Raw genomic sequence first — 24,223 nt, forward strand, 5'->3', positions numbered from 1 at the left:
CAGGCGGCGGCGCCAAGAACCCCCGCGCCGCCCGCGAGAAAGGCCCATTGGCGTATACCGTGGCCGGTGAAATCCGGAACGAAGTACCACCCCATGCCGGCTCCCATCAAGGCAAACAGGAGTACGGTGAGTATCAGTCCTAGGAATCCGATTCGTCTTAGCATGGGGGTGGACCCGGCTCCTGAACTGTTCTTCGAGTTGGACGGCGGCGTCCTCACCAGCAAACCCATGAAGGGCACCGCCGGACGTGGCCTGTGGGGGGCGGACGACGAGGCCAAGGCCCAGCGCCTATGGAACTAGGCCAAGGACCGCGCCGAGAACGTGATGATCGTGGACATGGTGCGTAACGACCTGGGCCGTATCGCCCGCACGGGCAGCGTCACGGTGCCGAAATTGTTCGAGACCGAGCGCTATCCCACCTTGTGGCAGATGACCTCCACGGTGCGGGCGCGGTCCAACGCAACGCTCACCGAGATCTTGCGAGCAATGTTTCCGGCGGCCTCCATCACCGGTGCGCCAAAAGCCCGCGCCACGCGGATCATCGCGGATTTGGAGACCACGCCGCGCGGTGTCTATACTGGATGCGTGGGTTACTTGGCCCCTGGAGGCCGCGCGCAATTCAACGTGGCGATTCGCACCGCCGTCATCGATCGCCAGAGCAACCGGATCGAGTACGGGGTGGGCGGCGGCATCATTTGGGACTCCACCAGCTCGGCGGAATACGCGGAGTGTTTGCTCAAGGCACGCATCGTCACGGACGCGCCGCCGCCCTTCGAATTGCTGGAAACGCTGCTGTGGGAGCCCGGTCGCGGGTATTTTCTGCTGAATGAGCATCTGCTTCGCCTACGCGATTCGGCGCTTTACCTGGATGTACCGGTGGATATCGCGGAGGTGGAGGCCGCGCTCCTGGCCGCAGTGCCCGAAGGCGCGGCGCAACCCCGGCGCGCCAGGCTCCTGGTTAGCCGGACGGGTGAGATAAAAATTTCGCTTCAGCCCGCACCCGCGAATGCGGACGCGATTGCCCGTCTTGCCGTGGCGCCCGCGCCTGTGAACCGGAGCAATCCCTTCCTCTATCACAAGACCACCCACCGGGATGTCTACGAGCAAGCAAAGGCCGCATCCCCCGGCTACGACGACGTCGTCCTCTGGAACGAAGCGGGAGAGGTTACCGAGACTACCATCGCCAACATCGCGATCGAATGCAAGGGACGTCTTATCACGCCTCCGGTGCGATGCGGTCTCCTCGCGGGAGTTTTTCGCAACGCCATGCTGGCGCAAGGTAAGTTGGCCGAAGCCCCCATCACCCTCGACGAATTGCGCGAGGCCCCACGCATATTCTTGCTCAATTCCGTGCGCAAATGGCGCAAAGCGAGCGTGCGCTAGAACGAGCGATACTTACCCAATCGCCAATGATCGAACAATAAGGAATGACTATGGGCACCGTTGACGTATACAGAATTACCGACCGCTTGGATCAAACCACCCTGGACGTGCTTGTGGCGCGGCTGGAAGCGCGTGGCAAACATCCGCGCGTGATCGAGATGATCAGCGAATATCTTGGCGCCATGAACATCGACGGCGCGCAAGACGTTCTGGACATCGGCTGCGGCACCGGCGTCGTGTCGCGCGCGATCGCGCGGCGCCTGAAGTTTGGCGGCAGGATCATCGGTATCGATCTTAGCCCCTATCTGACCCATGCCGCGGCGCGCCTGGCCGAAGCCGAGGGGCTGGGCCATCGCATCGACTTCAGAACCGGCGATTCGCACATCCTCGGAATACCGGAACGTTCCCTCGATGCCGTGGTGGCTCACACATTACTGAGCCATGTGGACAACCCCGGCGCGGTGCTCGCGGAGATTTACCGAATCCTCAAACCTGGTGGCACGGCCGCCATTTTCGATGGCGATTTCGCTTCCATGACCTTCGCCAGTAGCGATCCCGAACAGGGTAAGCGCGATGAAGAACGCATCATCAACGCCATCGTGACGCAACCCCTGGTGATGCGCCAGATGCCCGAGCTATTGCAGCAGGCGGGATTCAAGCTCGAGAAGTCTTTTCCCTACGTCGTCGCCGATATCGGCACGATGGATTATTGGGTACCGGGGATCGAATCTTTTCGCAAGGTCCTGCCCAAATCCGGCGCCATGTCGCAACAGGAGGCGGACCGGTGGGCCGATGCCATGGTGGAGAGGTCAAACCAGGGTACGTTCTTCGGGGCGAGTAACTTCTACACCTACATAGCGAGGCGCCCTTAAGCGGCCAGACCCGCCTTGATGTCGCGGGCTGTTTCCACCACGGCGGATAACTCCTCGCCCAGAAGCGTGATGTGCCCCATCTTGCGGCCCGCGCGCGCCTGCGCCTTGCCGTACAGGTGCAGCTTGGCGCGCGGGTGCGCCAGCACCTTGCGCCAGTCCGGTTCGCCGCGCCGCCACGCATCGCCCAGAATGTTCACCATGACGGCGGGACAATGCAGCGACGTATCGCCCAGCGGCAGCTTCGCCAGGACGCGGGCTTGCTGCTCGAATTGCGAGGTGACGCAAGCGTCGATGGTGTAATGCCCGCTGTTGTGCGGGCGCGGAGCGATTTCGTTGGCGAGCAAGCGGCCGTCGCGCAGGATAAAAAATTCCACGCATAGCACGCCGCGATAATCCAGTTGCCCGGCGATGCGGATGGCGGATTCTCGCGCCTTGTGCGCGATGCTCTCGCTCACCCGGGCCGGTACGATGCTCAAATCGAGGATGCCGTTCACGTGCTCGTTCTCGGATACGGGATAGGTGGCGGTCTCCCCTTCGAAGCCGCGCACCACGACCACGGAGACTTCCAATGCCAGATCCAACATGCGTTCCAGCACGCAGGGTTTTTGGCCAAGCTCCCGGAAGGCGCCGGCGAGTTGGTCTTGGGTGCGAACGCGGATCTGGCCCTTACCGTCGTAGCCCAGACGGCTCAATTTCAAGATGCCGGGTAGCAATGCCGCATTGCCGGCGGCGCCGGTACCGGCGGGAGATTCGATGATGGCGAACGGGGCCACTTCGATTCCGATGTCCGACAAAAAACGCTTTTCTCGAATGCGGTCCTGCGCAACGGAAACGCTTTGCGCGCCCGGGCTGACCAAGCAGTGCTGGGCGAGAAATTCCAAGGCAGCGGCGGGCACGTTCTCGAATTCGGTGGTGGCCGCCTTGCAATGCCGCGCCAGTTCTTGCAAAGCCTTGCTGTCAAGGTAGTCCGCTTGAATATGGCGGTCGGCCACGATTCCCGCAGGACTTTCCGCTCCGGGATCGAGCACCAGCACTTTGTAACCCATGCTTTGCGCCGCCATGGTGAACATGCGGCCAAGCTGGCCTCCGCCCAGGAGGCCCAGCCAGGAACCCGGCGGAATCATTTCTTCGGGGGCAACGTCATGGCGCGCACGGTTTCTTGCTGCTTGGCGCGGAACTCATCGAGTTTCTTGGCGAGGGCCTTATCCGTCGTGGCTAGAAGGGCGATGGCGAAGAGCGCGGCATTCACGGCGCCGGCTTCGCCCACGGCAAAAGTGGCCACCGGTACGCCGCGCGGCATCTGCACGATGCAGAGCAAGGAATCGAGTCCCTGCAGATGCTTGCTGGGCACCGGAACACCCAGCACAGGAAGGATGGTCTTGGCCGCGATCATCCCGGCGAGGTGAGCGGCCCCGCCAGCGCCCGCGATGATGCAGCGAAGCCCGCGGCCAGCCGCCGATTCGGCGTAGCGGAACATGTCATCCGGCGTGCGATGCGCTGAGACAACCTTCGCTTCATGGGCAACGCCGAAGCGCTCTAAATACTGGGCCGCATGTTGCATGACTTCCCAGTCGCTGTCGCTGCCCATCACCACGCCTACCAATGGTTGTGTCATGACTACGCTCTCTCGCCGATGCGAACGATCTTCATGAGGTTGGTGCCCCCCGGCTGGCCGATGGGTTCCCCGAAGGTGAGCACGATGAGATCGCCCGCCTTCACCACGCCGGCTTCGACCAGCCGCTCTTCCGCCATGCGCAACAAGGTATCGCGGCTATCGCCCTCGTATTGCAGCATGATGGGGAACACGTCGCGAAACAAGGAAACCTTGTAGCGCGTGGAGACTTCTGGCGTCAGCGCGTAGATGGGTACACCGCAGTTCAGCCGCGACATCCACAGCGCCGTGGAACCTGACGACGTGAGTGCGGCTATGGCCTTCACCTTCAAGTGATAGGCGGTGAACAACGCCGCCATGGCGATGGATTGATCCACGCGCGTGAACACACGGTCGAGAAAATCCCGGTCGAGCGTGACTTCCTTGGACTTCTCCGCTTCCAGGCACACGCGCGCCATGGCTTCCACGGTTTCCACGGGATATTTGCCACTCGCCGTTTCCGCGGAGAGCATCACGGCATCGGTACCATCCAGCACGGCATTGGCCACGTCGGATACTTCGGCGCGGGTCGGCAACGGGCTGTTGATCATGGATTCCATCATCTGCGTGGCGGTGATGGTGAGTTTGTTTCTTTCGCGCGCCATGCGGATCATCTTCTTCTGCAGCGCCGGCACGGCGGCATCTCCCACTTCCACGGCGAGATCGCCGCGCGCCACCATGATGGCATCGGCCGCGTTCACGACTTCCTCCAATGCGTTGATGGCTTCGGCACGTTCGATCTTGGCGATGAGCAGGGCCTTGCCTCCAGCGGCACGCATCAGCTCACGCGCCATGTACATGTCGGCACCGCTCTTGGGAAAGGACACGGCGAGAAAGTCCGCTTTGATCTGCGCCGCGGTACGGATGTCCTCCATATCCTTGCCGGTCAAGGAGGGAGCGGTGAGGCCGCCACCTTGGCGGTTGATGCCCTTGTTGTTGGACAACTCGCCGCCGTGGCGCACGACAGTCATGACTTGGCTGCCGCGCACCTCCTTCACGTCGAGCACAATACGGCCGTCGTCGAGCAGCAGCACGGATCCCGCGGGCGCATCGGAAGTCAGTTCCTTGTAATCCAGCCCGACGCGCTCCTGGTTCCCCAGTTCGCACTCCGCGTCAAGAACGAAGGTGTCGCCCTTGTTCAAGGTGACCTTGCCGGAAGCGAACTTGCCGATACGGATCTTCGGGCCTTGCAAATCCACCATGACACCCACGGTTCGCTGCTGTTCGCGCGCGATCTCGCGCACGAGCATGGCGCGGTCTATGTGGTCTTGCGCCTTGCCGTGGGAGAAATTCATCCGCACCACGTTGACGCCCGCGGCGATCATGCGCGAGAGCACTTCGCGGCTTTCAGATGCGGGGCCGAGAGTTGCGACAATCTTGGTACTGCGCCGCATGAAAATCCTTTGGAAAAAAATAAAAGGGGCTTCGCGGGCGGGGTATTGACCCCGCCCTTGACCAAAGAGCGGCTACATAGTCGCCCACTTTGGAAACCCCCGAAGCTAGTCCCCGCGCCCAGAGCGCGGAGAATACAAGTTTATCTACGATGCCGCGCGTCGTTCCAGTATCTCCACCGCCGGGAGTTTCTTGCCTTCAAGAAACTCCAGGAACGCGCCGCCCGCGGTGGAGACATAACCCATCTTGGAGGTGACGCCAAATTTTTCCAGGGCCGCTATCGTGTCGCCGCCGCCGGCGAGAGAAAAAGCGGGAGACGAGGCAATGGCGTAGGCTAACTCGCGCGTGCCGCGTGCGAATAGATCGAACTCGAAAACACCCAAGGGCCCGTTCCACACCACCGTGCCCGCGCTGGCCAGCAGTGCCCCGAGCATGGCGGAAGTTTGGGGCCCGGCGTCCAGGATGAGATCGTCATCCGCCACCGCGCTGGCGGGCTTGGTGGTAGCCGTGGCCGTGGCGGAGAACTCCTTGGCCACCACGACGTCCACGGGCAAATGCACATTACCGCCCTTGGCCTTCAGTTTATCCATCACCTTCTTCGCTTCGCCTAGCAAGGCGGCCTCGCACAACGACTTGCCAATTCGCATCCCCGCCGCAGCCATGAAGGTATTGGCGATGCCGCCGCCCACGATGAGTTGATCCACCTTATCCGACAACGCATCGAGCACCGTGAGCTTGGTGGACACTTTCGAGCCGCCGACGATGGCGACCAGCGGATGCTTGGGATGCTTGAGCGCCTTGCCGAGGGCCTCCAACTCCGCCGCCAGCAGCGGGCCCGCGCAAGCGACGGGCGCATACTTGGCCACGCCATGGGTGGTGGCCTCGGCGCGGTGGGCGGTGGCAAAGGCATCGTTGACATAGACATCGCATAAGGCGGCGATGCGTCTGGCCAAAGCGTCGTCGTTCTTCTTCTCGCCCTTGTTCACGCGGCAATTTTCCAGCATAACGACGTTACCGGGTTGCACGCTTACGCCGTCGAGCCAATTTTGTTTGAGCGGAACATCGCGCTTGAGCAGTTCGCTCAGGCGTTTGGCGATGGGCGCCAAAGAGTCCTTAGGATGCAACTCACCTTCAGTGGGGCGGCCCAGGTGCGAGGTCACCATCACCGCGGCGCCCGCCTTCAACGCGTGCTCGATGCCAGGAACGGATGCGCGTATGCGGGTGTCGTCAGTAATGGCTCCGCTCTCGTCCTGGGGTACGTTGAGGTCAGCGCGTATGAGGACTCGCTTGTTGCGCAAGTCCAGATTGGTCATTTTTATAATTGGCATGGTCCGTTGCCGGTGGTCGATTCCATCATCCCCACCCTTGTGGCTCCGGCTTTACCTAAAGGTAAGCCTTCACCGCAACAAGCCGCTTCGCGGCGTGTTGTCCCGTGGGAAGAAGGGCTTTTACTTCCCTCGCCCTCCGGGAGTGGGATCGAGGGTGAGGGAGAAAGCGTATCCATTATTTCGCGTTCATCAGTGCGACCGTGGTATCCAGCATTCGGTTGCTGAAGCCCCATTCGTTGTCATACCAGCTGCTTACTTTTACTAGGGTTCCATCGGACACCTTGGTCAGCGTGGCGTCGAAGATGGATGAGGCAGGATTGTGATTGAAATCCACCGACACCAGCGGCTCCACGTTGTAGAGAAGAATGCCCTTCAATTCGCCATCCGCCGCTTGCTTGATGGCCGCGTTTACTTCATCCACTGTCGTGGCCCGTTTGGCGACGAAGGTCAAGTCCACGAGGGACACATTGATGGTGGGCACGCGCACGGCAAAGCCATCTAGCTTGCCGTTGAGTTCGGGCAGCACCAAGCCCACGGCGGCAGCGGCGCCGGTCTTGGTGGGAATCATGGATTGCGTGGCGGAGCGGGCGCGGCGCAGATCCTCGTGATAGACGTCCGTCAGCACCTGGTCGTTTGTGTAGGCGTGAATGGTGGTCATGAGGCCGCTCACGACGCCGATGCCCTCATGCAGGGCCTTGACCATGGGCGCCAAGCAATTCGTGGTGCACGAGGCGTTGGAGATCACGGTGTGAGCCGCCTTCAGCGTCTTGTGATTCACCCCATAGACCACGGTGGCATCCACGTCCTTACCGCCCGGCGCGGAAATGATGACTTTCTTGGCCCCCGCGGTGAGATGGGCGCCAGCCTTCTCCTTCGTGGTGAAAAGCCCCGTGCACTCCAGCACCACATCGACCTTCAAATCCTTCCAGGGAAGTTCGGCCGGGTTACGCTTCGCGCTGACCTTGATCTTGTCGCCATTGACGACCAGATGGTCGCCCTCCACCGCGACGGTACCGGGGAATGGCCCGTGAGCGGTGTCGTAACGGGTGAGGTGGGCATTGGTTTCGGGGCTGCCAAGATCGTTGATAGCAACGATCTGGATGTCGTGCTTCTTGCCGCCCTCGTAATGGGCGCGAAGAATGTTGCGCCCGATGCGGCCATAGCCGTTGATGGCAACGCGGATAGTCATCGGTGAGAGCTCCTATATAGGGGTCGAGAAAAGAAGGATTCTAGCCTTCGGCGGAACCTCCCGTGAGACCGGTCAATCGACCGTGAGCGATTTCGCAACATTGAGGGGCTTGTGGCTACGGCCGCTTCGCTTAACTTGTCCCTGGGGCCAAGTTAGCCTTCGCCGAAAGCCTCGCGCGAAATCATTCACTCGACCGTGACTGATTTCGCAAGATTGCGGGGCTTGTCCACATCGGTTCCGCGTGCGACAGCGGCGTTGTAAGCCAGCAGTTGAACGGGAATGGAGTGGACGACGGGGGAGAGCACTCCCGCGTGGCGCGGCGTGCGGATAACGTGTACGCCTTCGCTCTCGGTGAAATGACTGTCCAGATCGGCGAAGACGAAGAGTTCACCACCGCGCGCACTCACCTCTTGCATGTTGGACTTGACCTTTTCCAGCAGCGTGTCGTTGGGCGCGATGACCACCACTGGCATGTCGCTATCGACCAGCGCCAAGGGGCCGTGCTTGAGTTCGCCTGCGGGATAGGCCTCGGCGTGGATGTAGGAAATTTCCTTCAGCTTCAAGGCACCTTCCAGCGCGATGGGGTAGTGAATACCGCGGCCCAAGAAGAGCGCGTGGTGTTTGGTGGCGAAGCGCTCCGACCAGACGCGAATCTGGGCTTCGAGGTTGAGCGCGTGCTGCACGCTGCCGGGCAGGTGACGCATGGCGGTAAAGTGATTGGCCTCCTGCTCCATGCCAAGGCGCCCCTTGGCCTTGGCGATGGCGAGCGTCAAGGTGAAAAGCGCGGTGAGTTGCGTGGTGAAGGCCTTGGTGGAGGCAACGCCGATCTCGGCGCCCGCGCGTGTGAAAAACACGAATTTGGAATTGCGCGGAATGGCGCTCTCACGCACGTTGCAGATGGAGAGCGTTTCCTCTTGTCCCAGTTCTACCGCCCGCTTCAGCGCTTCCATGGTGTCCAGGGTTTCGCCGGACTGGGAGATTGTGACGATCAATTGCTTGGGATTGGCCACCACGTCGCGGTAACGGTATTCGCTGGCGATCTCCACGTTGCAAGGGATCTTCGCTATGGATTCCATCCAGTAGCGCGCCACGCTGCCCGCGTAGTAGCTGGTGCCACAGGCAAGGATTTGCACGCCCTCGATCTCCTTGAACGACTTCTCCGCGCCGGTGCCGAAGAGCTGGGGGACGAAGCCTTCGGCGATGACTTGTTCCATGGTATCGAACAATGCCTTGGGTTGTTCGTGGATTTCCTTCTGCATGAAGTGCTTGTAGGGACCCAGTTCCAAGGATGCCAGCGAGACATCGGAAACATTGACCTTGCGCACGATGGGCTGGCCGCTCTTGTCGTAGATGCGCACGGACTCGCGGGTGATTTCCGCCACATCGCCTTCGTCCAGGTAGATCACCCGGCGCGTGGCGGAGAGCACCGCGGAGACGTCGGAGGCCACGAAATTCTCGCCGTCTCCCAAGCCGATCAATAGCGGGCAGCCCATGCGTGCGCAGATGAAACGGTTAGGCTCCTTGAGGCTGACCACGGCGATGGCGTAAGCGCCGACGAGCTCGCCCACCGCGATCTGCGTGGCGCGCAGCAGATCGTATTGCTGGACGAGGTAGTAGTGAATGAGGTGCGCGATGACTTCCGTGTCGGTCTGGGATTCGAATTGGTAACCCAGTTTTTTCAGCCGGTCGCGCTGTTGTTCGTGGTTCTCTATGATGCCGTTGTGCACCACGCTCACCAGTCCGCCCGAAATGTGCGGATGCGCATTGGGTTCGGTGACGCCGCCGTGGGTGGCCCAGCGCGTGTGGCCGATTCCCATGAGCCCGTTGAGATTCTCGGCCTGCGCGGCGGCTTCCATTTCCGCGACCCGGCCCACGCGGCGCACGCGCTTGATGACGCCGTTCAGCACCGCCACGCCGGAGGAGTCGTAACCCCGGTACTCCAAGCGCTTCAAGCCTTCGACAAGAATGGGTACGACGTTACGCTGGGCGATGGCGCCTACGATTCCGCACATGGTTTGGTCACTTTAGTAAGGATTGATCAAGAACTACCCGGCTTTATTCTTCACCGGGCGCTTCCATCCGGCGATGGCGGTCTGCTTGGCGCGGGAGATGGTGAGTTCGCCAGGCGGGGCATCCTTGGTCAGCGTGGTGCCCGCGCCCAAGGTTGCTCCCTTGCCCACCCTAACGGGGGCGACGAGCTGGGTGTCCGAACCGATAAATGCGTCGTCTTCGATCACCGTTCGGTGTTTGTTGGCGCCATCGTAATTGCAGGTGATGGTGCCGGCACCCACGTTGACGTTGCGCCCGACGGTGGCGTCTCCCAGGTAGGTCAGATGATTGACCTTGGAACCTTCTCCGAGATCGACCTTTTTCATTTCCACGAAATTCCCCACGTGGGCATGGGCGGCGAGAGTGGTTTCGGGGCGGATTCGGGCGAAGGGGCCGATGCGGCACTCGGGCCCCACTTTGGCGCCATCGATGACGGACATGGGCGCGATGACGGTGCCGGCGCCAATCTCGGCGTCCTTGATGTAGCAATTGGCACCCACCACCACCCCTTCCGCCAGATGCACCTTGCCTTGGAACACGCAGTTCACGTCGATCTCCACGTCCTGGCCGCAGTGCAGGTCGCCGCGGATGTCGATGCGGGCGGGGTCTCGCAAGGTCACCCCAACCGCCATCAAGCGCAATGCGTATTCGTGCTGGTAACGGCGCTCGAGCTCCGCCAACTGTGCGCGGCTATTCACCCCAAGCACTTCCCAGAGGTTGGCAGCGTTCACGGACGCTACGTTCATGCCCTGGGCGATGGCCCGAGGCACGATATCGGTCAAGTAGTACTCGCCCTGGGCGTTGTGGTTCTTGAGTGACATTAACCAACCCGCCAAGGCCTTCGTGGGGGCGGCCACGATGCCGGTGTTGATTTCGCGCACTGCCTTTTCCTCGGCGGTGGCGTCTTTTTCTTCGGCGATGCGCAGGAATTTCCCGCTCTTGTCGCGAATGATGCGCCCGTAGCCGGCCGGGTCCGCCAGCTCCGCGGTCAGCACGACCAAGGTTTGCGCGCTGGCGCACACGGCGGCCAGCGTTTGCGCCCGAATCAATGGGACATCGCCATAGAGCACCAGGGTGCGCCCGCTGAGGGGTATGAGCGGCATGGCTTGCGCCACGGCGTGACCGGTCCCCCGTTGGGGCTCTTGCTTGACGAAACGCACGCCGGGTTGCGCAAAGGCATTGGGTACTTGTTCGCCGCCATGGCCGTACACCACGACGATATGCGCCGGATTCAAGGTTTTGGCGGCATCGATCACATGCCCCAGCAGGGGCTTATGGGCCAGCCGGTGCAAAACCTTGGGCAGGTTGGAGTACATTCGCGTACCCTTTCCAGCGGCGAGGATGACGACGCTTAGGTCAGAGGTGCTGGAATCCGTCATGTTCATCAAGCGGGCTTGGGGAATGCTGCTGTAATTACGTGGCGAGTTTTAGTGTGGCGGGGCCCATAATATGCCACCGGATTATCCCATAGCACCTTGCGCGCAAAATCACAGCGCAGGAGCTATGCCAGGCTTTGGCAGGGTGAGGCCTGGGCTTAAGCGGGATGGATGGGCGGACGTTAATGGAAGACTTGTGTCTGAAAAGGAATGCTCATGGGATGGTGGCGGACAGGATTAGTCGGAGTGTTCATGGCGGGCTTACTCAGCGCGAGCCCGGCTCAGGCCCAACTCACGGAAGCCCGCGTCGAGCAGTTTCTGGTGCAACTGGAACTGGCGGCCGAGCGGCGAGATATTGCTCACATCATTGACTCGCTCGCCGACGACGTGGTCATCGTGTTTCGCATGGCCGCCCTGGGCGGCATGCCCGACATGACCTTGGACAAGGTTCAGTACCGCGATTTCTTGGTGGGCGCTTTTGCCACCATCGAAGCCCATGGTTCGCGGCGTTACGGAACCAAGATCACCGTCTCGCCGGATGGGATGTACGCTGAAGTGTTCGCCAATGTGGAAGAGACGACCACCATGAAAGGGAGGACCTCCGTTCACACCTCGCAGCAGACGGTGCTGGTCGCGCTGGCGAACAACAAACTTCAAGTGAAGCGCGTTTTCGCCGAGGTGATGCCGGGGGGCAGCGATACCTAGCGCGATATGTGATCGGTGCCGAAACCTTCGCGGGCGGCACGAATTAGCTCGCCGATGTTGCCAGCGCTTAAGGCGCGAAGAAAAGTAGCCAGCGCGCGTTTCTCTCCTGGGCTCAAGCCGAGGGGCTTGATGAGCTGGTCCACATCCTTGCCCTGGCCGCCTCGGTCATAGAAAGCGATCACCTCTTCCAGAGTGCTCATGGACCCGTCGTGCATGTAAGGGGCGGTCAAGGAGACGTTACGCAAGCTGGGTGTGCGAAAGGCCTTGCGGTCCTTGTCTTCGCCCGTGACTTCCCAGCGCCCTAGATCCAAAGCGGGCGGATCGATGGCCCCCTCCAGATCTTGCCGCGCGACGAGTACCTCTACTCCGGGCGCCAGTTCGACTTTCAGTTTTTCCGGCGGCGCGGCTGCTCCAGCACCCGTACGGTGGAACCGGTGATCGGTAAACAATGCCCCATCTCGGCCAGCGCTGTGACACTGTGCGCAACCGGCTTTCCCCTGAAATAGCTCGAAGCCCTTTTGTTCTTCCACTGAAAGAGCGTCCGCCTCACCGCCAAGGTACCAGCGATCGAAGCGCGAGCCTCCGGCGACCACGGTGCGCTGGTACGCCGCCAGGGCGGCGGCTACGCTAGCCTCGCCGATGCCCTGCGCAGGGAAGGCCTGTGCAAAAGCATGCTCGTAACCAGGCAAGGCGCGGATGCGCTCCACCACCTCGGATTTGGACGCGTTGTTCATCTCGTCCTTGGATAGCAGCGGTGCCCATACTTGCGATTCCAGCGAGGCTTCGCGCCCGTCGTGGAAAAAGCTCCGCTGGTACGCCACGTTGAGCGACGTGGGCGCATTACGCCGCAGGCTCTTGCCGAACATCCCCACGGAGGTGGCGACCTCGTTGGAGGTAAACCCCTGTTCGGGCACGTGGCACATGGCGCAGGACATGGTTTGATTGGGCGACAAACGCCGGTCGAAGAACAAGCGGCGCCCGATCTGCGCCTGCACGGCATCGGGAGGTTCCATGGGCGGCAATCCCAACGAGGACGGTGGCGCGGCGTGTGCCGCGAGTACACCTAGCGCGACCAGACTAATTCGCGCGCTGTTCTTCCAGAAGGAGGGATTGAATGTCATTCACGACCACCTGCGGCAAGAGGTAGGAGGTGGTGTAAATCTCCCGTACCCAGCCCGTGGCATCGATGAGAAAGACCTTGAGTACGTGGCTAAAGGAGCGCGAGGCCACTCCAGTTTTGGGATCCACGCGGATACGCACGTCCTGGCCTAGCCCCTTCAACAACGGGGCCAACTCGCGGTAGGAAGGCGTGGTGAGGAAGTACCACGGCAACCCGCTCTTGCGGCTCAACTGGCTCTCGCCGTAGTCCGCCATGACTTCTGGCGTATCCACGAGGGGATCGAAACTCAGGCTGATGAGTTGTACCCGGCGCTGCGCCGGCGCATCCGCCTGTAACGTGGCTTGGATTTGATCCATCACATCGTAGGCAAGCGGACAACCTTCGGGATCCATGCAGGTGGTGAACATGAAAGACAGCAACGTAACCTTGCCTTGCGTAAAACGCGACAAGGCCACCGCTTGGGCGTTGGTGTCCAACACCGTTCCTTGGGGCACGCGTTGAATTTTTTCCAGCCGGTAGGTGCCCGCGGCGGGCGGCACGAATTCCAACCTTGCACCGCGCTCGGCTTCGTGAGCTGAAGCGGTGGCGGCGGCCATCGCGAGGAGGGCCGCCGCCAAGCGGTACGGCAAGGGCATTATTGCTTTGCCGCCAGGGTATCCGTCGTGGGAGCGTAAGCGGACTTTAATTCCGCGGTGCCAAACTTCATGTGATGAGCACGGCCCAGGCGCAACTTATTAAAGTCCACCTCGAAAGCCTGGGTCAGTTCATGGCCATCCCAATTAAAGGCGCGCAGCACTTGCTCGTTCATGTCACCGCCCTTATCCCAATTGGCCAGCAAGGATGAGGTGATGTACACGCGCTTGCCATCCCAGCTTTGGGAGACCATGTTGACCTGCTTACCCGTCTGCTTGGCGTAGGTCTGCTTCGGCGCTTCCGGGTCTGTGAGGTCAAAGTAACGCGTCATCCCATCCATGAAGGTGTTCACCCAGAGTCCCTTGGCGTCGGCACTAATACTGATGTCCACGGGCAATGGAATCTTGGAGGGGTCGCCGATGGTGGCCACTTCCTTGGCTTCCCACTCGCCTCCCGCATCTTGCTTGATGAGCCAGATCTTGGAAGTGAGAGCCGTGGCCACCACGGCCCAGTTATCTTCGCGCTTGAGCGACCAACGTACTTCCAAGGGGCTGCCCGGAACGGAGAAAATCTTCTTGGGCTCCATCGCTTTCAAGTCCCACATCACCATGGTGCCGCCAAAACGCTTCATAGCCTCGGCGTCTTGGATCAACTTGCCGATGGGCATCATGTAATTGTTCCAGCCCGTGAAGCTGGAAGTCAGCAGCGCGTTGCGCGAGGGATTGATACCGATGTCGTAACCGTAGCCGTCACCGCCATCGCTGGTGGGCATGGGATAAGTCTGGATGAGATCGCCGCTGTTGTTGAACAGCAGCATCCCCGTTACCCCGCCATGGTCCTTGGTGTTGGCAAGCATCTGCACCAGCATGCGCCCAGGCAGGGCGTAGAAGGTATGCGGGCCCACCAAACCTGTCTGCTTGGGCAGATCGGAAATGGTTTTCACCAAGCGCGGCATCGCGGGTTCCGTGCCGACGTCGAAAATGTAGATCCGGCTATCGTCCAGGCCGCCCGCCCACAGATAGCGCCGGTCATCGGTGAAGCCCATGTGGTGAGCTTCGCCACGCCGCTTCACCGAGAAGGAATGAATCACCTTGCCGTAGCGAGGCGATTCGGGATTGACATCGATGGTCACCAGCTTGTCCGATCCATCGCCTAGGCCTTCCACGCCCAGGGTCCATACGTAGACGTAATCTTCCTGCCCCTTGATGAGGTTGCTCATGTAGGGCGAATTGCAGGTTTCGTCGGCGGCCGCTGGAACGCCAACGGCGGCCAGCGATAGCGCAAACGCAAGACTCCTAAATACATTTTTCATGTCTTTCCTCCTGTCCATGGGGTTGCGTCATGGCCACCAGAGCGGCGGCAGCGGCGAGGATAAGCGATAGAGCGTGGGGTTGCAAACGCACTCACTTACGTTCCCGCCATCGCAGCGCGGCGGCTCCGCCGCCCGCGACTACTGCCGCCATGGCCCAGAGCATCGCGGCGGCCCCGAGCACGGAGCCGAAGGCGCCGAACATCAATGGCAGCACCACGTGGCTGCTGTTCATGATCGTCGTGCGTACCCCGAGCGCCTCCCCGACGCGTCCCTCCGGCGAGCGTGAATGCAGAAGCGACATCACATTGGGTTGCGCGGACCCCAGTCCGCAGCCCAGCAGGAAGGCCACCATCATGAGCGGTGCAAGCGATGAGAAGAGCGGGAACAAAGCGAAGCCCAGGCTAGTGTTGAACAAGGTGTACGTGAGCACCTGCCACTCGCTGAAGTGGCGAGACAGCCATGGCATGGCAAGGCGCACGCTGAAGGTCGCCGCCGAGAAGGCACCCAACACGAAGCCCACCTGAGAGGCCGATAATCCCACGTGAGTGCCATGTACCGGCACCACGAAAGTCATCAGATCCCATGACATGGAGATCAATCCCGTGGTGATGAGCACGCGCCGCAGCTCTGTATGTTTCAGCAACTCGAAGGGATGCATGGGCTCCGGCGCGCTGCCCCGGTGCTTGTGCTCGGGGAAAAGCCCGCGGTTTAGCCAGAGCAACCCCAACGCCAGCAGCACGACAACCACCAACACGGCGAAGGTGGCGCGGTGGCCGAAGCCGTCGATCAGCAAGCCGCTCACGACGGGTCCTGTAAAACCCGCGATGGAGGCGCCCATCGCCAACCAGGAAAACGCCGCCGCGCGGCGATTCGGATCCGCGCGTTCACCGACGATTTGCTGGATGGCGAGCATCACCAAGGTGGCTCCGGTGCCGATCATGGCCGCCGCGACCAGCAGGGGCGCGACATCGCTGGTCGCGTAGGGAAAGGCCGCAGGCAGCAACATGCCCCCCAGCATCAACAAAACTCCAACGAGCGTCGGCCGCCACGGCCCCACGACATCCAGCCACCGCCCCGCGCGCACGGCGATCAACATCGGCACCAACGCAAACAACGCCATCACGACGCCAACAGTGAAGGTAGACGCCTTGTTCGCCAGCGCATAGAGGGAACCCGTCATGCGCGAGGCGACAAAAGCCATATGCGTGAGCACGGCAATCGCGATGATGCGGGCGAGTATCATGGAGAATTGCTTCCGACTGGGTGAGGGCGTTTCAGCCTAGAGGTTGCGAGCCGTTAGTCTGGCATGGAATCTACCGGCTTACGGCTAGCTCCTCTCAAACGTTCGCGTCGAGTAGCATTCATTTTGCGGGCGTTATGGTGTTGGCTTCGATAACCGCATCATGCTAGAAATAGCCGCCTGCATCTTCACTTTTCGCCACGCCTTGCGAAATAAATCCCCCGCACCGCCGAGGTTTTGCAAGAGCCTCTATCGTCATAATGTTTCCGTGCCTCAGACTCGAATCCGTCCGCCAACATCAATCCGCGCATGCGCCATTTCGCCAAGTACACTCAAATTGACCCGCGGGACCGAGAAGTAGCGTGACACGCCGAGCGTTCTTGGAAGTGTTGGCCGTGGCAGGCATGGCGGGCCTAAGCGGCTTCGCGAGGGCGGAGTCGTTGTACGCTCGCCCGCGCTTCGGCAACGTCCACCTGTTGCACATCACGGATTGCCACGCTCAGCTCTTGCCTATCTATTATCGAGAGTCCAGCCTAAATATCGGGGTGGGCAATGCGAAGGGCAAGCCGCCGCATTTGGTGGGCGAGGCCTTCGCGCGACATTTCGGTTTGGCGAAAAATTCGCGCGAACTACATGCCTTCACCCATTTGAATTTCACGGAGGCCGCGAATGTGTTCGGCAAGGTAGGCGGCTTCGCGCATCTTGCAACCTTGGTCAAGCAACTCAGAGCGGACCGGCCTAACGCATTGTTGTTAGATGGCGGGGATACGTGGCAGGGTTCCGCCACCGCCTTGTGGACTCAAGGCCAGGACATGGTGGATGCCTGCAAGCTTTTAGGCGTGGATGTGATGACTGGGCATTGGGAATTCACCTTGGGTGCCGCACGCGTGAACCACATCATCGAGCACGATTTCGCCGGGCACACCGATTTTCTTGCGCAAAACGTGCACACGCGAGATTTCGCGGATCCCGTTTTTCCAAGCCATGCGGTAAAGGAGTTGAACGGCGTTCCCGTGGCCATCATCGGCCAAGCCTTTCCTCACACTGCCATCGCCAACCCCGCTCACCTGGTGCCAGATTGGTCCTTTGGGTTGCATGAGAACAAGTTGCAAGACTTGGTGGACAGTGTTCGCGGCCAAGGTGCGAGAGCGGTCGTGCTGCTATCTCACAACGGCATGGATGTGGATCTCAAGCTCGCGTCTCGTGTGAGCGGCATAGATGCGATTCTCGGCGGGCATACGCACGATGGTATTCCGAGCCCGGTGCTGGTGAAGAACCGTTCGGGGCAGACTCTGGTCACCAATGCCGGATCGAACGGAAAATTCCTCGGCGTACTGGACTTCGATGCGCGGCAAGGGCGAGTGAAGGATTTTCGCTATGCGCTTTTGCCGGTATACGCGAACCTCTTGCCAGCCGATCCGGCCATGCGTGATCTCATCGAGAAATCGCGCGCGCCCTTCCACGCCAAACTCACGCGCAAACTCGCGGTCACGGAAGGACTTCTATACCGCCGGGGAAATTTTGGCGGCACCTTCGACCAACTTCTGCTCAACGCCCTGATGGAGGTCAAGGGCGCGCAAATCGCGCTATCGCCGGGATTTCGCTGGGGCACGAGCTTGCTGCCGGGTGACGCGGTCACGGTGGAGGACGTGTTCAACCAGACCGCCATCACCTACCCCGCCACCACGCTCACGGACATGAAGGGCGGGCAAATCAAGGATATTCTGGAGGATGTCTGCGACAACCTGTTCAACCCCGATCCCTATTACCAGCAAGGCGGCGATATGGTTCGGGTGGGCGGGATGACTTACACATGCACTCCCAACGCCAAGATGGGTGCGCGTATCGGCGATATGCGTATAGGCGGCCGGCCCATCGAGGCGGACAGGGTCTATAAGGTGGCGGGCTGGGCCCCGGTGAGCGAAGGCGTCACTGGCGAGCCCATGTGGGATCTGCTACAAACCTATCTGCGCGCCCATCCCAATATCGAGCCTCTCACGCCTCAAGTGCCGAAGCTGGTGGGCGTCGAAGAAAATCCAGGAGCAGGGTAGGTGGACTGTCACCGTTTGACTGGCTCGTGCGTTTTGGAGGCGTTAAGAACTCATAAAGGAGACCCCGATGAAAGCCCTATTCACAGCAGGCGTTCTAGCGCTCGCCAGCGCAAGCGCTCACGCGGCGGACGCAAATCACGCCAGTTATCTTGCCTCCACCTGTGCCAGCTGCCATGGCACGGACGGCAAGTCCACCGGATCGGTGGCGAGCCTGGCGGGCCAGCCGGCGGCTGACTTACTCACCAAGTTGGCCGAATTCAAGGACGGTACGCGCCCGGCGACCATCATGCACCAGATCGCCAAGGGCTACACCGGCGAGCAACTCAAACTCATCGCCGAGTTTTTCTCGGCGCAGAAATAAGGAGGCGGTCATGACGGATAGACGCGATTTCATCAAGTCGGCCGCCGCGGTGGCGGGGACCGCCATCACAGGTTTCCCGGCCATCGTGCATGGGATGGGGCAAAAGAACGTGGTCGTGATCGGCGGCGGTTACGGCGGTGCGACCGCTGCCCGCTACGTCATGCGCTGGGGCGGGCCGAAGTTTCGGGTGACGCTGATCGAGCGCAATACGCAGTTCATCTCCTGCCCGCTTTCCAATCTGGTGCTGGGCGGCAGCAAGACGCTCGCGGACATCACGCGCTCCTACGATGGTTTGCGCAAGGAGCTCATCATGACTGTGCAAGACGAGGCCGCGGCCATCGACCCGGCCGCCCATTTGGTGAAGCTCAAGAGCGGGCGCAATATCGACTACGAACGCCTGATTGTCTCCCCTGGGGTGGATTTTCTCTGGGACCAGGTGGGCGGAATGAGTAGCCCCGAGGCGCAAGCCAAGATCCTGCACGCCTGGAAGGCGGGCCCTCAGACCGTGGCGCTACGCAAACAATTGGAGGCCATGGACGACGGCGGCGTATTTGGCATTTCCATTCCGCTGGCGCCCTATCGTTGCCCGCCCGGGCCCTACGAGCGGGCGTGCCAAGTCGCGCATTACTTCAAGCAATACAAGCCGAAATCCAAGGTGCTGGTGCTGGACGCCAATGACAAAATTGTTTCCAAGCCGGCCCTGTTCGAGAAGGCTTTCAAGGAGCGTTACGCGAACATCATCGAATACCGGCCCAATAGCAAGCTCGTGGAAATGGATATCGCTACCAACACCGCGAAATTCGAGTTCGACGATGTGAAGGCGGACGTGTGGAACGTGATCCCGCCCCAGCGCGCCGCGGACATAGCCAAGCAGGCGGGGTTAATCACGGCCAACAATAAATGGTGCGAAGTGAACTGGCTGTCCATGGTCTCCAAGGCGGATCCGGACATCCATGTCTTGGGCGATGCAACGCTCTCCGGGCCCATGATGCCCAAGTCCGGGCACATGGCGAACCAGCATGGCAAGCTGGCCGCCGCCGCCATCGTGAACCTCATGAACGGCAAGGAGCCCAATCCCGAACCCGTGGTGATGAACACTTGCTACAGCTTCTTGGACGACAAGAGCGTGATCCACGTAGCCTCGGTGCACCAGTACAACAAGGAAAAGAAAGTAGTGGAGCCGGTGCAAGGAGCGGGCGGCGTTTCCAAGGAAGCTTCCGAGCTGGAAGGCGAGTATGCGTTCTCCTGGGCGAAGAATATTTGGGCGGATATGCTTGGGGGGTGAGACGTGCAGGGTGCAGGGTGCAGGGTGAAGGGTGCCCCCACCCTATCCCTCTCCCGCGAGCAGGGGAGGGGACGATATTTCACGTCTCACGCTTAACATCTCACGCCTATCGCCTCACGCCTCACCGCCTACAACACTTCTTCTTACCCGGCGTTGCATACGCCCATTCGATCACGGCGTCGTGAAAGCCTTGCGAGGCGCGCGCGCTTGCGCCGTTGACTAGGCACACCACGACCACCATGCGGTCCTCCTCGTCTTGAACGAAACCCACGCTGGCGCGCACGCCCTCTAGGTATCCCGTCTTGATGTGCGCGCGGCCGGTGGTGGGGCTCTCCTTCAAGCGCTTGCGCATGGTGCCGTCGATGCCGCTCAGGGGAAGGGACGCGATGAATTCGGGCGCGAGCGGAGATATCGCCGCCCACAGCAGCAGCTTGCCAAGATGTTCCGGGCTGATCCGCTCCGCGCGTGAGAGGCCCGATCCGTTTTCCACCACCAACTCCGGAAAATCGAAGCCCTCGCGATTAAGCCATTGCCTGAGCGCGTGGGCCGATTTCTCCGCGTTCAGGGGCGGCACGTTCTCGGCGAGACCTAGAGCGAGAAACAAGTGCCGGGCCATGACGTTATTGCTGAATTTATTGATGTCGCGAATGAGTTCGGAAAGCGGTTCCGATCCATGGGTTGCAATCAATTGGGCATACATGGATCCGGTGCCATCGCTCGCTTGCCCTGAGAGAGTTCCCCCCAATTCGCGCCATAACTCGCGGAACACGGCCTCGATGTATCGCGGCGAGGACAGCGGGCTATAGTTCCGCGACGTTTCTCCGCAGGGGATGGGAAAATCCCCCTTGAATAGCATTTGGCCGGAGCCCGCGTCGTGGACGGGGTCCTGCGGCCAATCGGCGCAGGCCATATCCACCGCGTGAAGTTGGTTGAGCAACGTGATCTGCGGCAGTGGCGGATGCATGAGTATTGCCACTTGGCCAGAATCCGCCTTCGGTATGAAATTGAGCCGAACGGCGTTGAAGTTCACCAGCAACGCATCGGGCAGCGCGTTGTAGGGACGCAGACTATCGCCATCGAAATCTCCGGGCGCGCCATTCACCGTTTCGAAAAAGGTGCGGTCCAGCACCAACTCCCCGTGGATGTGCCGAACGCCCCGAGCGCGAACTTCGCGCAGCAAGGTCCAGAATTCCTCCAGGGTGAGCTTGGGATCCCCGGCCCCTTTAAATACGAGGTTTCCGTCCAGTACGCCGTCCTTGACGGGCCCGTCGGCGTACACCTCCGTGCGCCAGGAGTAAGCGGGGCCCAGGACATGCAAGCCCGCGAGGGTCGTGACGAGCTTCATGGTCGAGGCGGGATTCATCGGGCGCTGCGCGTTATGAGCTAACCGCGCGGGCTTGGTCCCTACCACGTGAACGTACAAGCCTAGGTCTTCCGCGCGCAAGCCATGCTCCTTCGCGGCGCGCGCCAAGGGCTCCGGAAGAGGGGCAGTGCGCGCCCCGCCCGCGCACAGGAAAAGTACCGCCAGCAGGAGTGCTTTTATAACTCCACGATGGTTCCGCGTTCGGGCACTTTGGTGCTCCATCCCAACTCCTCTTGAATGACTTCGCTGAAAGCGATGGCCGCCGCGTACTCGCCATGCACGATGTAGGTCTAGCGCGGCGGCGCGGGCATTTGCCGCATCCATTGCAGCAATCCTTCCTGGTCCGCGTGCGCGGACAAGCCGCCGATGGTATGAATGCTTGCGCGCACCGCAATCTCGTCGCCGAAGATGCGCACGCGGGACGCGCCATCCACCAAGCGCCGGCCAAGCGTACCTTGCGCTTGGAATCCCATGATGATTACACAGGACTCTTCCCGCGGAAGATTAGCCCGTAAATGAAACTTGATGCGCCCCGCATCGCACATGCCCGAGCCCGCGATGATGATGGCACCTTGTTCGCGGCGGCTTAGCTCGCCGGATTCATCGGCGCTTTCGACGAAACGGATATTGAGATCGTGCTCTTGTTCGATTCCCGCTTCGAACATGGGCGCCACGTCCGGGTCGAGCACCTTCCAATGTTTTAGAGTGGCCGTGGTGGCCTTGGTGGCGAGTGGCGAATCCACGAATACATCCATGGCGGGTAAGCGGCCCTCCCGGTGCAAGCGGATGAGCAGATACAAAAGCTCTTGCGTTCGGCCCACCGCGAAGGCCGGAATGACGATATTGCCGCGTTTGAGCGCGAGGGTACGCGTGATGATGTCCACGAACTCATCGAGCGTCGCGGCCAGCTTGCGGTGCTGGCGGTTGCCGTAGGTGGATTCCATCACCAAAACGTCCGCTTGCGCCAGGGCTGCCGGGTCGCGCACCAGTGGCCGCCCGCGATTACCGATGTCTCCCGAGAATACTAGACGCCGCGTGACGCCATCTTCCGTGATGGCCAATTCGATGAACGCCGCGCCCAGAATGTGGCCCGCCTCCCGGAAACAAGCGCGCACGCTAGGGCACGGAGAAAACTCTTCGTCATGGGAATGGGCCCGCAGTTGCGCCAAGGTTCGCAGTGCTTGAGTGGCCGTGTAGAGCGGCTCTCCCTGTTTAGCGCCGTGGCGCTGCTCCTTGCGCCGTTGCGCTTCGTACTCCTGAATGTGGGCCGCGTCGAGCAGCATGGGTTCGAGCAGGGCGCAGGTGGCGGCGGTCGCGTGGATGAGCCCTTGGAATCCCATCGCAATCAAACGAGGCAGCAGCCCGGAGTGGTCGATGTGGGCGTGTGTGAGCAAGACAAAATCGAGGCCGTGTATCCAGGGGCCCAATGCAACGCGGTTTTTCTCCGAAGCATCGCGCCCCCCTGAAAAAGCCCGCAATCCACCAGAAAGCGCGCGTCATTGCTCTCTAACAGAAAACAAGAACCGGTGACCTCTCGTGCCGCGCCGAGGAATTGGAGATTCATGGGGGAGTTATCTATTCGTGGACATTCTACGCATTGGCAGCGTACCACCACGAGCGCTAGCACTTAATCGCGGCGAACACGGTTACATTTCAGGTTCAGGGATTTCGTCCGATGACATTGGCAGGGGACGCGAATTTTCGCGGTGTTGCGATATCAAGAACGCAAAGGCGGCCAGCCCATGCCGCGATTAATTACGGTGGAGGAAGGGTATGGAATTTATCGATCGAATCGAACAACAACTCTCGGCTACCAAGCTGCCCTTGGTGGCGATCACCTTCGCGGCGGTGCCATGTCCCGACACTCCAGTCATTCTCACCTTGCACTGGCACGGTTTCATAAGCGATAAAATCGCCGACGTGGAAGGTGCCAACCCCGTGCGATTCACCTCGGTTCCAAGCTCAGCGCTGCAATTGAACGAACATTGGGACGATGTGGAAGATCTCGACCGCGCCACCTTGGACGCGGCCTGGGCCTTCGGCGCCTGGGATGTCGCCCGCGCCGAGCGGCCATCGTGCATGCGGCCAGGTGCGCAATCCCGGGAGGCGGTGGAGTGCCTGCAAGCCTTTGGCGGATTTCCCTTCGGAGCCCATGGCGACCAAGTGGTGGTTGCAGACGCGCCCGACGCGGATGAACTCATCAGCGTGGCAGCCAAGCGCGGTTACCTCATGTGGATGTTCCGGCCCGTGCATGGCGGCATTTGGAAGGACGTCGCGGAGGATGCCACCCTCAAACCCGATGGCAAGCGCGAACCGCCTTGCCACTTGGAGCCCGTCCCTCCTGTTGGTAGGGGCATGCGCAAGACCGTCTATCGTTTGGGCGCCCCGCTCTAACCTCACGGCCGAAGCCATAGCCGCCCGCGGGCGGTAGAAGTACCCCAGCTCGTTCTAACTGGCACTCCATCCCGGAATGCCCATAACTTCTTGTCCTATCCGGAATGCCCAGTTACTATTAGCACTCAGTAGTAAGGAGTGCTAGCAGGGTGCCAGGAAGCCTGTGCCGGCCTTCCATCCAACCGAAGTAGTTCATACATTCAATCAGTTAGAGAAAAGGAGAATTCCATGAAGATCCGGCCATTGCATGACCGAGTCGTCGTGAAGCGTCTGGAAGAGGAGCGCAAGACCGCCTCTGGTATCGTCATCCCGGATACGGCGGCGGAAAAACCCGATTCAGGCGAGATCATGGCTGTGGGCTCGGGCAAGATCGGCGACGACGGCAAAGTGCGTCCGCTGGATGTGAAGAAGGGCGACAAAGTCCTGTTCGGCAAGTATTCCGGCCAGACCGTCAAGGTCGACGGCGTGGAGTACCTGGTGATGCGCGAAGAAGATCTGATGGGCGTGATCGAGGGCTAA

General features: G+C 60.9%; 20 protein-coding genes and 1 pseudogene. 8 read left to right on the forward strand and 13 right to left on the reverse strand.

The features are described 5' to 3' along the window. The first annotated feature begins 321 nt into the window (after positions 1 to 321). Positions 322 to 1,383, forward strand: coding sequence for a hypothetical protein (locus EXR36_00360; GenBank protein ID MSQ58133.1), 1,062 nt, complete (start codon positions 322 to 324; stop codon positions 1,381 to 1,383). Positions 1,384 to 1,433: 50 nt separating this feature from the next. Further along, complete coding sequence (locus tag EXR36_00365; GenBank protein ID MSQ58134.1) at positions 1,434 to 2,255, forward strand: methyltransferase domain-containing protein; 822 nt, start codon at positions 1,434 to 1,436, stop codon at positions 2,253 to 2,255. On the opposite strand, the gene EXR36_00370 is transcribed toward EXR36_00365, so the two are convergent. The 7 genes from EXR36_00370 to glmU all read right to left on the reverse strand — a co-directional run bounded on the left by EXR36_00370 (position 2,252) and on the right by glmU (position 11,243). Further along, on the reverse strand, positions 2,252 to 3,379 hold the full coding sequence (locus tag EXR36_00370) for a 5-(carboxyamino)imidazole ribonucleotide synthase (GenBank protein MSQ58135.1): 1,128 nt from the start codon (positions 3,377 to 3,379) through the stop codon (positions 2,252 to 2,254). The genes EXR36_00365 and EXR36_00370 overlap by 4 nt on opposite strands. Next, positions 3,376 to 3,870: a 5-(carboxyamino)imidazole ribonucleotide mutase gene (gene purE, locus EXR36_00375; GenBank protein ID MSQ58136.1), complete on the reverse strand. Its 495-nt coding sequence runs from the start codon at positions 3,868 to 3,870 to the stop codon at positions 3,376 to 3,378. Before purE ends, EXR36_00370 begins: the two co-directional genes overlap by 4 nt. A gap of 2 nt (positions 3,871 to 3,872) precedes the next feature. Next, positions 3,873 to 5,300, reverse strand: a complete 1,428-nt coding sequence (gene pyk, locus EXR36_00380) for a pyruvate kinase (protein ID MSQ58137.1) — start codon at positions 5,298 to 5,300, stop codon at positions 3,873 to 3,875. 144 nt (positions 5,301 to 5,444) lie between these two features. Further along, complete coding sequence (locus EXR36_00385) at positions 5,445 to 6,626, reverse strand: phosphoglycerate kinase (GenBank protein ID MSQ58138.1); 1,182 nt, start codon at positions 6,624 to 6,626, stop codon at positions 5,445 to 5,447. 175 nt (positions 6,627 to 6,801) lie between these two features. After that, positions 6,802 to 7,815, reverse strand: a complete 1,014-nt coding sequence (gene gap, locus EXR36_00390) for a type I glyceraldehyde-3-phosphate dehydrogenase (protein MSQ58139.1) — start codon at positions 7,813 to 7,815, stop codon at positions 6,802 to 6,804. A 185-nt stretch (positions 7,816 to 8,000) separates the two neighbouring features. Then, on the reverse strand, positions 8,001 to 9,827 hold the full coding sequence (glmS, locus tag EXR36_00395; GenBank protein MSQ58140.1) for a glutamine--fructose-6-phosphate transaminase (isomerizing): 1,827 nt from the start codon (positions 9,825 to 9,827) through the stop codon (positions 8,001 to 8,003). Between the two features lie 33 nt (positions 9,828 to 9,860). After that, positions 9,861 to 11,243 carry a UDP-N-acetylglucosamine diphosphorylase/glucosamine-1-phosphate N-acetyltransferase gene (glmU, locus tag EXR36_00400; GenBank protein MSQ58141.1) on the reverse strand — a complete coding sequence of 461 codons (1,383 nt, stop codon included), beginning with the start codon at positions 11,241 to 11,243 and terminating at the stop codon, positions 9,861 to 9,863. Positions 11,244 to 11,492: 249 nt separating this feature from the next. Here glmU and EXR36_00405 point away from each other — a divergent pair, with 249 nt between their 5' ends. Next, positions 11,493 to 11,945, forward strand: a complete 453-nt coding sequence (locus EXR36_00405) for a hypothetical protein (protein MSQ58142.1) — start codon at positions 11,493 to 11,495, stop codon at positions 11,943 to 11,945. Here the strand turns inward: EXR36_00405 and EXR36_00410 are convergent. From EXR36_00410 to EXR36_00425, 4 genes are all read right to left on the reverse strand, one after another. Continuing rightward, entirely contained in the window at positions 11,942 to 13,066 is a 1,125-nt protein-coding gene (locus tag EXR36_00410; protein MSQ58143.1) for a c-type cytochrome, read from the reverse strand. The genes EXR36_00405 and EXR36_00410 overlap by 4 nt on opposite strands. Further along, entirely contained in the window at positions 13,023 to 13,700 is a 678-nt protein-coding gene (locus tag EXR36_00415; GenBank protein ID MSQ58144.1) for an SCO family protein, read from the reverse strand. The genes EXR36_00410 and EXR36_00415 overlap by 44 nt, the downstream gene beginning before the upstream one ends. Then, positions 13,700 to 15,010, reverse strand: coding sequence for a selenium-binding protein (locus EXR36_00420; GenBank protein MSQ58145.1), 1,311 nt, complete (start codon positions 15,008 to 15,010; stop codon positions 13,700 to 13,702). Before EXR36_00420 ends, EXR36_00415 begins: the two co-directional genes overlap by 1 nt. A 91-nt stretch (positions 15,011 to 15,101) precedes the next feature. Continuing rightward, positions 15,102 to 16,253 (reverse strand): MFS transporter, encoded by a 1,152-nt coding sequence (locus EXR36_00425; GenBank protein MSQ58146.1) that lies wholly within the window; start codon positions 16,251 to 16,253, stop codon positions 15,102 to 15,104. Between the two features lie 359 nt (positions 16,254 to 16,612). Between EXR36_00425 and soxB the strand changes: the two genes are divergently transcribed. The 3 genes from soxB (at position 16,613) to EXR36_00440 (ending at position 19,947) form a co-directional block, all read left to right on the forward strand. Then, on the forward strand, positions 16,613 to 18,301 hold the full coding sequence (soxB, locus tag EXR36_00430) for a thiosulfohydrolase SoxB (protein MSQ58147.1): 1,689 nt from the start codon (positions 16,613 to 16,615) through the stop codon (positions 18,299 to 18,301). Between the two features lie 67 nt (positions 18,302 to 18,368). Continuing rightward, a complete protein-coding gene (locus EXR36_00435) occupies positions 18,369 to 18,662 on the forward strand; it encodes a c-type cytochrome (protein MSQ58148.1) in 294 nt (97 codons plus the stop codon). A gap of 10 nt (positions 18,663 to 18,672) precedes the next feature. Beyond that, complete coding sequence (locus tag EXR36_00440; GenBank protein MSQ58149.1) at positions 18,673 to 19,947, forward strand: twin-arginine translocation signal domain-containing protein; 1,275 nt, start codon at positions 18,673 to 18,675, stop codon at positions 19,945 to 19,947. Positions 19,948 to 20,068: 121 nt separating this feature from the next. Here the strand turns inward: EXR36_00440 and dacB are convergent, their stop codons facing one another. Together dacB and EXR36_00450 are read right to left on the reverse strand one after the other, a co-directional pair. Then, positions 20,069 to 21,532, reverse strand: coding sequence for a D-alanyl-D-alanine carboxypeptidase/D-alanyl-D-alanine-endopeptidase (dacB, locus tag EXR36_00445; GenBank protein MSQ58150.1), 1,464 nt, complete (start codon positions 21,530 to 21,532; stop codon positions 20,069 to 20,071). After that, a pseudogene (locus EXR36_00450) lies at positions 21,487 to 22,874 on the reverse strand (MBL fold metallo-hydrolase). The gene dacB and the pseudogene EXR36_00450 overlap by 46 nt, the downstream one beginning before the upstream one ends. Positions 22,875 to 23,083: 209 nt before the next feature. Between EXR36_00450 and EXR36_00455 the strand changes: the two are divergent. Next, the gene (locus tag EXR36_00455) at positions 23,084 to 23,704 is read left to right on the forward strand and encodes a diguanylate cyclase (GenBank protein ID MSQ58151.1); all 621 of its coding nucleotides are present in this window, start codon (positions 23,084 to 23,086) and stop codon (positions 23,702 to 23,704) included. 228 nt (positions 23,705 to 23,932) lie between these two features. Continuing rightward, entirely contained in the window at positions 23,933 to 24,223 is a 291-nt protein-coding gene (locus tag EXR36_00460; GenBank protein ID MSQ58152.1) for a co-chaperone GroES, read from the forward strand.

This window comes from Betaproteobacteria bacterium (genome assembly GCA_009693245.1).
Taxonomy (GTDB): domain Bacteria; phylum Pseudomonadota; class Gammaproteobacteria; order Burkholderiales; family SHXO01; genus SHXO01.